We start from the raw sequence: 12,497 nt of genomic DNA, 5'->3' as shown, positions 1-12,497 counted from the left end.
TTTCGGGGTAGGAGGTCGCCTATGAACTTCTTTAATGAGCTGAAAACCATACTGAAAAAAAACATCCGCACCTATGGGATGTTCATTGCACTCTTTGTGATTATGTTCACCTTTTCCCTGCTCACCAACGGGGTCTTCATGTCACCGCGCAATATCAGCAACCTGATCAACTCCATGGGATACATTGCCGTGCTGGCGGTGGGCATGACACTGGTCATTGTCATTCGGCACATCGACCTTTCCGTGGGTTTTTTGGCCGGATTTCTGGGCGCAGTGGCAGCCATCCTCATTACCCGCACCAATCTACCTCTTCCCCTGGTGATTGTTGCAGTGCTGCTGCTGGGCGGTCTGGTGGGTCTGGTGAACGGTATTCTGGTGGCGCGGCTTAACATTCCCGCCTTTGTGGTGGGGCTGGCAGGCATGATGATCTTTCGGGGTGCCCTGCTGCAGGTCACCAGCCGCACAGGCACCATCATCGTTCCCAGCCGCCAGTTCAACGCCATTGGCAACGGGTTTATTCCCGACATCAACATTCTGCCGGGCTATCATTTTGTCACTTTGCTTGTTGGCGCCCTGGCCATTGCCGCCTTTGTGCTGATGGAAATCCGCAACCGAAACACCAAAATCCGGTACAATTTTGAAATTCCCTCCCTGCCCATTTTTGTGGCAAAGCTGCTGTTCATATCCTTTCTCATTGGCTATGTCACCCGCATTCTGGCCATGTACAACGGGCTTTCATGGACAGTGGTGATCGTGCTGATCGTGGTAACCATTTATCACTTTATCACCAACAGAACAGTGCTGGGCCGGTACATCTACGCCGTGGGAGGCAACCCGGAGGCCGCTGCCCTTTCGGGGATCGATGTCAACAAAATCACCTATTTTGTCTTCGCCTCCATGAGCATGCTGGCGGCCCTCTCCGGCATTCTCTATACCTCCCGGCTCCAGTCGGCCACCACCACTGCCGGCACTCTCTTTGAGCTGGATGCCATTGCAGCCGCCTATGTGGGCGGGGTTTCCGCCGCCGGAGGCGTGGGAAAAGTCACCGGCTCCATCATTGGCGCACTGGTGATGGCTTCCCTCACCAGTGGTATGAACCTCATGGGTGTGGGAATCAGCTATCAGTACATGATCAGGGGCGGTATTCTAGTCATCGCCGTCATCTTTGATGTCATGACCCGCAACCGCTTTGCCGGAGGTCACTAATTCTTAAAATACCTTCGAAACCATTTTCGAAATCATTGCCCATCACCACTGAAAAACAGCCTTCAGCCTTTTCTGAGAGGCTGTTTTTCATGTGCTGTCAACCCATCAGCGATCATGAGCTTGCATAGGCAAATCAGGGTGAAAGTGGTACAATAAGACGATAAACGGTGAACAAACGACAACCGCTGTCGAGCTGGCCGGTGATTCACCCCAAACAGATGAACAGACAGGCTTTACAGGCTTATGGGTGGCCTTTATCAACCTAAATACACGATATAAGGAACGAGTCTATGGCAGTTCAGGAAAAAACACAACCATTAGCCGCTGAAATGGCGGTGCCGGTGTCGACGCCGGGCATCCAACTCTGGTTGCGGCGAGTCAGCATTTATGTGCTGGGGATGTTTCTGCTGGCCCTGGGAGTCTCATTCTCCATTAAATCCAGTTTGGGCGTCTCCCCCATGAACTCATTGCCCTATGTGATCAGCCGCATCATCAACGTGGATATGGGCATCATCACCACCCTGATTTTTTCCAGCTATGTGGTCATTCAAATTTTACTGCTACGCCGAAACTTCAAACTGAAAAACCTGTTTCAGGTACTGGTGGCCAGCCTCTTTGGCACTTTTGTGTCGCTCACCAACCGGCTGCTGGTTTTCCCCGCCCCCGAAAGCTACCTGCTGCAACTATCCCTGCTGGCAGTCAGTCTGATTCTCATTGGTCTGGGCATCATGTTCTATTTGGTGGGTGATTTGGTGCCGCAGCCGCCGGAAGGTCTGGTGATGACCATCGCCACAAAAATCGACCGACCCTTTTCAAGCGTCAAGGTCATTTTTGACTGTGTCATCGTTTCGGCTGCCTTATTGCTTTCATTTCTGTCGGGCAACGGCATGATGGGCGTTCGGGAAGGCACCCTGATAGCGGCCCTTGGCATCGGCCGGGTGATTGGCCTCTTTTCCCGGTGGTTCCGCCCCGCGCTAATGACATTTTGTCACGGAAAAAACTGCACAGCCCAAAATATCAAGTAGGACCAATAGGATCAATAAGAATCGGCAGTATTACACCATGCAGAGCAACAATCAACAGTCAAAAAAACGACAGTCAAAAGGAGAACTCACATGGATCGCACATTACCCCTTGAAATGAATGACACAACAGCACCCCGGGAAACAAAGGCCCCCCGGCAGAAGGTGACGGAACTGCTGAAGACATACGGTGATCAACTGGTGAGTCTCAGCCATACCATCCATGAAACACCAGAGCTGGCCTTCCAGGAGCATCTGGCGTCTGAAAAGACGGCACTGCTGCTGGAACAGGAAGGGTTTCAGGTGAACCGGGGGATCGGCGGTATGACAACATCAATTAAAGCGGTGTACGACAGCGGTAAACCCGGGCCCACCGTGGCGTTTCTGGCAGAGTACGATGCCCTGCCGGAAATCGGCCATGCCTGCGGTCATAATCTCATTGCTGCCAGTGCCGTTGGAGCTGCCCTGGTACTCAGCCGCCTGATACGGGAAACCGGTGGTCGGGTGGTGCTCATGGGAACCCCGGCAGAAGAAGGCGGCGGCGGCAAAATACTGCTCCTGAAAGCGGGTGCCTTTGACGATGTGGATTTTTCACTCATGATCCACCCCTCCAACCAGTCGGTCATCGGCCGGGGGAGCACCGCCTGCTGTGAGCTGGTGATGACTTTTGGCGGGCAGACCGCCCACTCCTCTAAGCCGGAACAGGGCATCAACGCCCTGCGTCCGCTCCTGCAGGTGTTCAATGCCATTGATGAACGACAGGCCAAGTGGCCCTCAAAAGTGAAAGTCAACGGCATCATCACTGCCGGCGGCACCGCGTCCAACGTCATTGTGGATGAAGCCTGCGGCAAGTTTCTCATTCGCGGCGAAACCCGGGAAGAAGTGGTGATGGTGATGGAAGAGTTGAAACAGGTGGCCGAAGAAGAAGCGGCCAAAGTCGGGGCCACTTTCCATTCTGATCACGACGAACCCTACAGCGAACGGTACCCCAACCTGGTGCTGGAAGAACGGTTTAAACTGCACCTGGCTGTTGAGGGAATCCCCATGGGCTATGCCGACCCCCATGAACCCACCGGTTCCTCAGATGTGGGTAACGTTTCCCGGGCCATGCCCACCATCCACCCCTATGTGGCCATTGCGTCAGAAACGGTGGTCGGTCACACCCGGGAGTTTGCTGCTGCCAGCGCCTCTCTCCGGGGCGACGATGCCATGCTGAAAAGTGTTGCGGCCCTTGCCCTCACCGGCTGGGAAATTCTGGCGGTGCCCGAAGTTCGGGAGGCGGCCATGGATGAGTTTCGCCGGGTGGTATCCAAGAACTAATCAATGATCATGCCATTGATCACAACAATGATCATGACTTTAATCAGAGCATTCATCTTAAGACAGCTAACTGGAAGAGCTGATAAGGAATCAATGGCAGGAGGATTCAGATGAATGAGCAGCGGTACAGTTTAAGCAAGGTACTCTCGCGAACCGACGTGCTGGCACTGGCCTTTGGCACCATGATTGGCTGGGGATGGGTGATGCTGGCTGGCTATTGGGTGGCAGAAGCGGGCATCGCAGGGGCCATTCTGGCTTTTATTCTGGGAACCACCATGTGTATTTTGGTGGGTCTCACCTATGCAGAGCTTACCCCTGCCCTGCCCCTGGCTGGCGGAGAGATGGTGTTCGCCTATCGGGGTCTGGGATATAAATGGGGCTGGGTGACCGCCTGGGCCATTTGCCTGGCGTATCTTGGCGTGGCCGCCTGGGAGGGAATTGCCATTTCAACGGCCATCAATTACCTCTACCCCCTGCCTGAAACAGGCTATCTGTGGACGGTGGCAGGGTACGATGTGCATCTGTCATGGGCTATCGTCGGCATAGTTTTTGCCATTGCCCTCCACTACCTCAACTACATTGGCACGAAACCCTCCGCCATTTTTCAGATCATGGCCACCACCGGGCTTCTGCTGTCGGGCATTGCCTTCTTCTTTGGCAGCGTCTCCTTCGGCAATACAGAATACATGGTGCCGGTATTCACCGGCGGCGCCGGCATCATTTCCGTACTCCTCATGGCACCGGCCATGTTTGTCGGGTTTGATGTGATTCCCCAGTCGGCAGAAGAAATGAAAATTCCCCTGAATCAGATTGCCGGCATTCTGGTCATTTCCATTATGATGGCAGCGGTCTGGTACATCATCATGATCGTGGGCATCAGCATGGCTGCACCGCCGGCAGTGCGTGAAGCGGCTTCCGTTCCAGTGGCCGATGCCATGACCTATGCCTACGGCTCCCCTCTCTTTGGAAAAATGCTGATTCTGGGTGCCATGTGCGGTATTCTCTCCAGCTGGAACGGCTTTATCGTTGGCGGCACCCGGGTGCTCTTTGCCATGGGGCGGGCCAAAATGCTGCCTCAGATCTTCGGCAGCCTGCACCCCGTCTACAAAACCCCCACGGCAGCCATCCTGTTATCAGGCGGCATCTGCTGTCTGGCACCTTTTCTGGGGCGCAATGCCCTGATCTGGTTTGTGAATGCCAGTGCCTTCGGAACGGTGGTGGCCTATTTCATGGTATCCATCTCTTTTATGATGATTCGAAAAAAAGAACCCAATCTTGAGCGCCCTTTCTTGATCAAGAAGGGAAAACTCATGGGGGTTCTCGCCGTAATTACCTCCGGTCTCTTCATCACCCTGTACCTTCCCGTCGGGCCCGGATCCCTGGCCTGGCCCCATGAATGGATGCTGATATTCGGCTGGGCACTCATCGGATTTGTGCTGGCCGTCTGGGCCAAAAGAAGCTATCCGGATGTTTCAGATCAAGACCGGGAGTATCTGATTTTTGGTGAAAAATACGCCCGTGCTTCTCTTAAGTATGAAGGGGCCGCCCTCCAGGCTTCCAAAGGTGAAACTGGTTCCGGATAAACACAGCGAGTATCACAGGGGATATCACCTCAACCAGCAAAGGAGGCAATGCCATGAAGGTCATCGATTTGTCCCATGCCATTGAAAAGGGCATGCCCATTTTTCCCGGCGACCCGGAACCATCCATAGAAAGCGCCTTCACCCACGAACAAGACAGCTTTCATGTCAACCGACTCCTGCTGGGAAGCCACACCGGCACCCACATCGATGCCCCCTATCATATCGACCCTTTGGGTGACCCCATTGACACCATCCCCATTCATCGCTTTGTAGGCATGGGGGTTAAAGTGGTGCTCACCCAGTTGAAAGCTGAGACCCCCATCACCCCGGTCATGCTGGCACCAAGCCTTCAAGAGGCTGTTCCCGGCGATTTTCTCATCATCCACACGGGCTGGGACCATTATTTTCATCATCACGATCACTACCAGCGGCACCCCTACCTCACACCAGAGGCGGCACAAATGGTGGTGGAAAAACAGATGTCACTGATTGCCATTGATGCCCTGAATGTGGACCCCACTCGAAAAGAAATCTACCCAGCCCATGAAATCCTCATGAAAAACAACTGCCTCATTGTCGAAAATCTTTGCAGATTAGATCAGATTAAAGAAACCAGAGGCCTCTACGCGTTTCTCCCCCTTAAACTGAAGGGAGCTGACGGTTCTCCCGTTCGCGGAATCTACCTGCAACTGTGATCTTTACCAGCCTCCTAACGGGGGCTTTTTTATGTGGCTAAAAAACCTGCTCCAAGACATCTCATAAATATGTCGAAAATAGGTCATTTGGATTATTTTCTTCTCCGTCAACGAATTAAGTATTCAATTACCAAAACAACCCTTGCCAATATGATCATTTCAAGATAGAATGATTTTATAAATGAAGTTAGGAATAACTAACAAGAACAATTATCAATTCCATAAAATGACATTCTGGCATACGCATCATCATCGGCAAGATGCCAAATGTACAAGTATAAAGGGGGTGTCTGAGATGTTTTTCAAGGATAAAAAGCCAGCAGCAGAGAAAACAACAAAAGTACCGGCAACAACATCATCCACAAAGGCAATGATAGAGGCAATACAGGCTGCCACGGGCGGTCAGTGTGTCAAAATCAGCCCGGAAGACTGCAGTTCCAAGGAACTGGCAGATCTCTGGAACCATTTTATGGAAACAATTTCAAAAGAGCGTCAGGCAGCGGTATTGCAGGTGAACAGCCTGGTGCAGGAAGTTACCCGTATGGATTCAGTGCGGGAAATGATTCAGAGTGTCACCCAGCAAACCGACTCTCTTCATACCATGTTGGCCAACAGTGAAGAGTTGGGCGCCTCCATTGAAGAAGTTGCCAACATTTCCAGTGAGGTTTCTGACCAGACCAGTGCCACCAACGCCAAGGTTCAGGAGAGTGTGGCTCAAATGAACCAGTCCATGGAATTTGTCACCCAGTCTTTTGAAGAGGTGAAACGCATTGATGGTGAAATTCAGCAGGTGAAACTGAAAACCCAGGATATTGATCAAATCATAGATATCGTCAAAGGCATTGCCGAGCAAACCAATCTGTTGGCACTCAACGCCGCTATTGAGGCTGCCCGGGCCGGTGAACAGGGACGGGGCTTTGCCGTGGTGGCCGATGAAGTGCGCAAACTGGCCGAGCACACCAAAGACTCGGTGGGAAAAGTTCAAATGAGCATTTCCGAGTTACAGCATCACATCGATGACACGTCCAAAAGCATGACCCTCACTGCCTCCAAGCTGGACAGCGGCAAACAAATCGTTGAAGAAGCCGTTAAATCCATCAGCGATATCAGTGATTCAGTCACTTTGGTGAATGACCACACCATGCAGGTGGCCGCCAACATGCAAGAGCAGTCTGCCGTCACAGAAACCCTCAACGAAAACATGTCCCAGATTTCCCAGGCATCCGACTTCTTGTCAGGCACCTGTGATCACACCGGCCGGGCCATTTTCAATACCAGCAAAAAAATGGATGATTTGCGCCTCACCCTCTTGTACCACAGCAGCTGCCTCACCGATACCGAACTCATTGAAGTCTACAAGACAGACCATCTTCTTTGGCGCTGGCGGGTATACAACATGCTGATGGGTTACGAACAGGTGGATGAACGAATGATTGGCAACTACCATGACTGCCGCCTGGGCAAATGGTATTACAGTGTGGGCGATGAAACTCTGAAAAAGCACCCTGCTTTTAAAGGGATGGATGCCCCCCATATGCATCTTCATCAGGTGGCGAAAAAAGCCTCCGATGCCTACAAGGCGGGTAATATGAAAGAAGCTGAAAACTGCCTGCATAAAATGGATGAATATTCAAAAGAAGTCTTCCGCTGCCTTGATGAAATGCGCGGTGCCTTTCATAAAAAATAAGACAACTGAAGAAGAAGTCAAAACCCAGTATCGATTTAAAGCCCTCTCCGGGGCTTTTTTCTTTTTTGAGTCAAGTCCAAAATCATGATTTGCCAACCCATCCTTTCGACAGGATTGCCGTTCTCGACAGCTTTTATTATGACATGATGAATAATTCGTCAAAATTAGGGCATAAAGCCTACGTGATGTTAGAAACAGGGAGTGAGTGCCATGCCGACACAGAAAAAGTTCATCCATCACCAACTTTTCCGCATTACCCTGCTGTACTGTATCGGGGTGGCAGTGATCAGCATGGCCGGCAATCTGGCGGCAGGACTTCCCATGAATCTGAACATCAAATGGCTGGTGCTGCTGACCTGCTCGTTGCTGGCATTGGTCTTTCGTCGGAAAATCCGTCATAAAACCAGGTTACATACCGCTTTCTTTCTGATACTGATCCTCTATTTCACCCCCATGGGGTTCATTGAATCAGGGGGAAGTGCCAATAATGCCCTGGGGTATGTGATGCTGGCTGCTGTTCTCATCGGGTACATCTTTCGGGGGCGGCGTCGTGTGGTGCTCTTTTTACTGCTGCTGGCTGTTTTTCAGGGGCTGCTGATTCTAGAGTACAGCTACCCCCAGTTCATTGGACAACATGCAGCTTTTGCCATTTTTATGGATCGAATCATTCAAACACCTGTGATTCTGGGCTCCATGTTTCTCGTCGTCAGGCACTACACCCAGGCCTATGAAGAAACCCACCAGCAGCTGGAGCAGGCGATGATTACCGATAAGCTCACAGGTCTTTACAACCGCAGCAAAACAGAAGAAGTGCTTGAAATGGAAATGGAACGCTACCGGCGAAGCGGTAATGCCTTCAGTATCATCATGATCGATGTGGATCACTTCAAAACCATTAACGACACCTTTGGGCATCCTGTGGGAGACGAAGTGCTGGTGCAGTTTGCCTGGCTGATGAAGTCCAACGTGCGCAAGCTGGATACCACCGGGCGCTGGGGAGGCGAAGAGTTTATGGTGATTCTTCCTGAAACCGTCCTTTCTCAGGCCGGTCAGGTAGGGGAAAAAATTCGCCACGCCATTGAACAAGATCTTCAGGTGGAAGATCGACAAGTCACCGTTAGTGCAGGCGTGGCAGTGGTTCAGTCTGCCGATACAGTCCCCTCGCTGGTAAATCGTGCCGATCAGGCTTTGTATCAGGCAAAAGATGCCGGCAGAAACCAGGTGATGCCGTCAATCAGGCCAAAATCCCCTGATTTAACCGGTGCCGAAACGGGAATAGGCACAATAAGCATCAAATAATAACGAAAGAAGATGAGTGTGATGAAAAAATTCTTTTTCAACCAACAGCATTCCCGATGGATCCTCGCCCTGTTGCTTGTGCTGATGTTGTTGCTGACGGCCTGTGGCGGTGGCGGTTCTGCACCGGCTGAAACCGGCGAAGCAGAAGCACCACCTGCGCAAACCGCTGAATCAGAAACCTCCCAGGAACCAGAAACCGACCCCGAGACGCCGGTATCCTCCGGCGAAACCATGAGCGAAAGCCAAATCGCAGCCCTCTTCAGCGGCGGCAGGGAAATGAGCGAAGTCTCCTACGAAATGAACATCACCGGCCCCACCATGGACACCATGAAAACCCGCATCTGGCTGAAAGGCGAGCGGATGCGCAGCGAAAGTGAAGCCATGGGCATCAACTTCATTATGATCTACGACACCGAAGCCGTCTACACCCTTGATCCCCAGGAGAAAACCGCCATGAAAATGCCCGTTGACATGGGAATGGATGGCACCATGGAACCCATCACCGCAGAAGACCTGACAGAAGATATCGATACCGAAACCATGGAATACCTGGGAACAGAAATGGTCAACGGCATTCAGTGCCATGTGGTGCAAACCGTCGACAGTGAGAGCGGCGTTCAGATGAAAATGTGGCTGCATACCGATTACGGGTTCCCCATGAAAATGGAAGGCCAGGGCAATAATCCTGAAGACCAGTTTTTGATGGAGGTCACCAACTTCCAAACTGGTGGCATCTCCAACGATCTTTTCGTTGTTCCCGCCGATTACGAAATCATGGACTTCAGCGAAATGTTCCAGGGGCTGCCTGCCATACCAGGTTCCTGAATACCCAACCAACAGATCTGATGCATGACAAAAGCGGATGAGTGATCATCCGCTTTTACATGCAATTTCACCGGGCAGGCTGCTCAGGTTGATGTCATCAACGTTGCTAAGGTGCAGGATAAACGATGATAACCTCCTGACCCACCGGCTCCCAGTCAACACTGCTGCCAAGATTCTCAGCAACAAACCGCAGGGGAAGCATGGTTCTGCCGGGAGGAATAATCACCGGAGTCACCTGGGCATTATTGGCGTCAATCTGCTGCATCACACCGTTTACCCGGGCACTGTTCCGGTTAATCCACAACTCGATGGTGGTTTCATTGAACTGAATGGTCACCCGCTGATCGCCGGCATCCCAGCCCACGGTGGCACCCAGTGCCTCTGCCACATAACGAATGGGCAAAAGGGTTCTGCCGCCGCTGATAATGGGGGATGTATCCATGGTTTCCAGTGAATCATTCACAAAGTAATCAGACTGATTAATGAAGAAGCGAATCACAATGCCCTCACCCGATGGTGCCGATGGTGTTGAAGGCGGCAGTCCCGGGGTTTCAGGCTGTGGTTCCGGCTCTCCAGGTACTTCGGGTTCTTCCATTTCTCCAGGTTCCTCTGGCTCCTCAGCTTCAGGGTCAGCAACCTGCTCTATGATGCCACCCATCTCATTGCTGTAAGCAGAAAAACCATTGGCATTCCGCGCCCGCACCCGATACAGGTATAAGGTGTCGAACATGACATTCTCGTCCACATAAACTGTGACATTGGCGCCCACTTCAGCAATCTCATCGAAATTGCCGCCATTCACCTGGCGTTCAATGTGAAAGGCCTGCTCATTGCCCGCATTATCTGTCCAGCTTAAGGCAAAGGCCGGGCTGTCGGCAGCTTCCGCTATCAGATCAGTGGGAGCGGCAGGTGCATTGGCCGGCGGAGGTGCCAGCCCCAAAGCCTGCGTTGTGGCCGCCGCCTCATTTGAAAAGGCAGAATTTCCCATGCCATTATATGCCCTAACCCGGTAAGTGTAGTTGGTCATGGCGCTCAGGCCGGTATCTGCAAACTGAGTGGTGTTGGCATCCAGCACAGCTATTTCATTAAAGCCCCCGGCCTGGTTGGTCACCCTGCGTTCCACCTTGTAGCCCGTTTCATTGGTGGCATTGTCTTGCCATGTAAGGTTAATGGATGATGCAGAAACGGCACTTGCCGCCAAATCAGTGGGAGCCGGCGGCACGGCAATCAGGTTTAAATCCTGAGGACCCAATGCCTTAAAAACGGTGAAGTTGCCGCTGTTGTTGGTGTACCAGGCCTCATTGTTGGGTGACCACCGCACCCGAATTCTTCCCTGATTGGTCACCTGGTCAGGCACCGTCCAGTTGTAACTGGTACCCATGACAGAGGTGACATAAGTCCAGTTGGTGCCGCCATTGGCCGAGAAATAGATTTGCGTGGTTCCCCCGGCCGAAGATTTCTGCCAGGTAATGGACTGGTTGCTGCCAACCTGAAAACTTTCCCCGCCCGTTGGCGAAGTCAGGTTGACAAAAGGTTGCGGTGCCAGCTGCAGATCATTGGCGGTGACACTGCCGCTCACCAGCACAAGCACCATCATCAAAACAGTGACTGCTACAATAATGCGTTTTTTCAATGAATTTCCTCCTCACTTTGCTCGATGCTTTCCATCAGCCGATGATCAGCCACAAGCATCCTCCTTTCTGATAACAAATCAATACTTCCTTCCTCCAAAAACGTCTCCCGCCGGTTAAAAGCTGCTGTTGAACACAAAAAAAGCCCGGAGTTCCGCTCGGGGCAGTTGGACGATCATTGCATCTGGCGATACGGCAGACTCCAAAACTTTGCGTCCCAACCTTTCGATTGGTTTGCCCATGGTTACTGATTCACTCATCCTTACAAATAACCGGGTTCTTACTGGGCGGGAGAAAACTGCACTGGGTGCCGCAATACATATGTATTTGAATTCGATAATCATTCGCGATATGTGTTAATTTTACCCAGATCATCCGGCTTAAACCACATCTTCAGTTCAATTCATGAAAAAAGTTCAGAAAAAACAAAAAAAGAGAGAAAAATGCCTTCACAGGTCGAATCGCTATTATATAATGGAAGAAGTAAGTTAACCATGAGCATCAGAACAGAGAGAAGATCACCTGCCAACTTAAAATACCACTGAAATGCCAACGACGGGAGTGACCACAGCTGCCGTTCTTCAAATAACTTGCTAACTTCTTTAAAGCTATTTCGTCAGTCAATCTCATTGTAGAGTAAAGATGATGGAAGCAGTGCTGACCGGATAGGCTGTGTTTTGGGCGGAGATACTAAATGACAACAAAAAGAAAGCAAATGGAATCGAAAGTGATCACACTACATGACCGCCATACAAAGAAGGAAGAACAATATTCATAAGAGTTCAGTCATGTATTTCTTTTTGAATTTTTTGGAGGATCATAATGGGCGAAACGAAAACGCAAAAAGAGTTTAAAAGAGCGATAAAAGAATTAGAAAATGATGGTTACACTTTCAAGAATCCCAGAACAAGAACAGTCCGATTTGAGGATAAAAAGTCCGCATTCGGCAGATATTCCATTGGAGGTGCTATTTTCATCTTATGGAATATTTTTGCGATTTCAACCTGGGTATTGCCTCGATTTGGGATATACCCCATGCAATATTTTCAGCAGCCGTCTGTTTTTACGAATCAGATCCCAGGTATAGCCAGTCCAATAAATACACCACAAAAAAATGCGACTATTGGTTCTAATTGCCTATGCTAATCTGATAGTGAGCCAAAAACATACTTTGTGCTGATGAAAAAGTGAGCCACTCCTCAAAATCACCAGATTCCTTGTGCTGATGA

10 protein-coding genes and 1 riboswitch are annotated in these 12,497 nt (G+C 51.0%); of the genes, 9 read left to right on the top strand and 1 reads right to left on the bottom strand.

The features are described 5' to 3' along the window. The first annotated feature begins 21 nt into the window (after nucleotides 1–21). The 8 genes from QOL74_RS12365 (at nucleotide 22) to QOL74_RS12330 (ending at nucleotide 9,637) form a co-directional block, all read left to right on the top strand. Nucleotides 22–1,206: a sugar ABC transporter permease gene (locus QOL74_RS12365; RefSeq protein ID WP_283409803.1), complete on the top strand. Its 1,185-nt coding sequence runs from the start codon at nucleotides 22–24 to the stop codon at nucleotides 1,204–1,206. A gap of 290 nt (nucleotides 1,207–1,496) precedes the next feature. Further along, nucleotides 1,497–2,231 carry a YczE/YyaS/YitT family protein gene (locus QOL74_RS12360; protein WP_283409802.1) on the top strand — a complete coding sequence of 245 codons (735 nt, stop codon included), beginning with the start codon at nucleotides 1,497–1,499 and terminating at the stop codon, nucleotides 2,229–2,231. Nucleotides 2,232–2,321: 90 nt separating this feature from the next. After that, the gene (locus tag QOL74_RS12355) at nucleotides 2,322–3,548 is read left to right on the top strand and encodes a M20 family metallopeptidase (RefSeq protein ID WP_283409801.1); all 1,227 of its coding nucleotides are present in this window, start codon (nucleotides 2,322–2,324) and stop codon (nucleotides 3,546–3,548) included. Nucleotides 3,549–3,658: 110 nt separating this feature from the next. Beyond that, the gene (locus tag QOL74_RS12350) at nucleotides 3,659–5,131 is read left to right on the top strand and encodes an APC family permease (RefSeq protein WP_283409800.1); all 1,473 of its coding nucleotides are present in this window, start codon (nucleotides 3,659–3,661) and stop codon (nucleotides 5,129–5,131) included. 53 nt (nucleotides 5,132–5,184) lie between these two features. After that, on the top strand, nucleotides 5,185–5,826 hold the full coding sequence (locus QOL74_RS12345) for a cyclase family protein (protein WP_283409799.1): 642 nt from the start codon (nucleotides 5,185–5,187) through the stop codon (nucleotides 5,824–5,826). 295 nt (nucleotides 5,827–6,121) lie between these two features. Beyond that, a complete protein-coding gene (locus QOL74_RS12340) occupies nucleotides 6,122–7,513 on the top strand; it encodes a methyl-accepting chemotaxis protein (RefSeq protein WP_283409798.1) in 1,392 nt (463 codons plus the stop codon). Between the two features lie 210 nt (nucleotides 7,514–7,723). Then, nucleotides 7,724–8,812 (top strand): GGDEF domain-containing protein, encoded by a 1,089-nt coding sequence (locus tag QOL74_RS12335; protein ID WP_283409797.1) that lies wholly within the window; start codon nucleotides 7,724–7,726, stop codon nucleotides 8,810–8,812. 21 nt (nucleotides 8,813–8,833) lie between these two features. After that, complete coding sequence (locus QOL74_RS12330) at nucleotides 8,834–9,637, top strand: DUF4412 domain-containing protein (RefSeq protein ID WP_283409796.1); 804 nt, start codon at nucleotides 8,834–8,836, stop codon at nucleotides 9,635–9,637. A gap of 106 nt (nucleotides 9,638–9,743) precedes the next feature. Here QOL74_RS12330 and QOL74_RS12325 read toward each other — a convergent pair whose 3' ends face one another. Further along, nucleotides 9,744–11,270: a stalk domain-containing protein gene (locus QOL74_RS12325; protein WP_283409795.1), complete on the bottom strand. Its 1,527-nt coding sequence runs from the start codon at nucleotides 11,268–11,270 to the stop codon at nucleotides 9,744–9,746. Between the two features lie 157 nt (nucleotides 11,271–11,427). Next, nucleotides 11,428–11,517: riboswitch (cyclic di-GMP riboswitch) on the bottom strand. A gap of 573 nt (nucleotides 11,518–12,090) precedes the next feature. On the opposite strand from QOL74_RS12325, the gene QOL74_RS12320 reads away from it, so the two are divergent. Continuing rightward, a complete protein-coding gene (locus tag QOL74_RS12320; RefSeq protein WP_283409794.1) occupies nucleotides 12,091–12,414 on the top strand; it encodes a hypothetical protein in 324 nt (107 codons plus the stop codon). Nucleotides 12,415–12,497: the final 83 nt, after the last annotated feature.

The sequence above is a fragment of the Anoxynatronum buryatiense genome (assembly GCF_900182905.1).
Classification (GTDB): domain Bacteria; phylum Bacillota; class Clostridia; order Peptostreptococcales; family Tindalliaceae; genus Anoxynatronum; species Anoxynatronum buryatiense.
This window is presented reverse-complemented; position numbering and strand designations above follow the sequence as displayed.

Coding starts and splice junctions, on each gene's coding strand:
- QOL74_RS12335 (WP_283409797.1), top strand. CDS start 7,724: ATGCCGACACAGAAAAAGTTCATCCATCACCAACTTTTCCGCATTACC.
- QOL74_RS12365 (WP_283409803.1), top strand. CDS start 22: ATGAACTTCTTTAATGAGCTGAAAACCATACTGAAAAAAAACATCCGC.
- QOL74_RS12355 (WP_283409801.1), top strand. CDS start 2,322: ATGGATCGCACATTACCCCTTGAAATGAATGACACAACAGCACCCCGG.
- QOL74_RS12360 (WP_283409802.1), top strand. CDS start 1,497: ATGGCAGTTCAGGAAAAAACACAACCATTAGCCGCTGAAATGGCGGTG.
- QOL74_RS12330 (WP_283409796.1), top strand. CDS start 8,834: ATGAAAAAATTCTTTTTCAACCAACAGCATTCCCGATGGATCCTCGCC.
- QOL74_RS12320 (WP_283409794.1), top strand. CDS start 12,091: ATGGGCGAAACGAAAACGCAAAAAGAGTTTAAAAGAGCGATAAAAGAA.
- QOL74_RS12350 (WP_283409800.1), top strand. CDS start 3,659: ATGAATGAGCAGCGGTACAGTTTAAGCAAGGTACTCTCGCGAACCGAC.
- QOL74_RS12340 (WP_283409798.1), top strand. CDS start 6,122: ATGTTTTTCAAGGATAAAAAGCCAGCAGCAGAGAAAACAACAAAAGTA.
- QOL74_RS12345 (WP_283409799.1), top strand. CDS start 5,185: ATGAAGGTCATCGATTTGTCCCATGCCATTGAAAAGGGCATGCCCATT.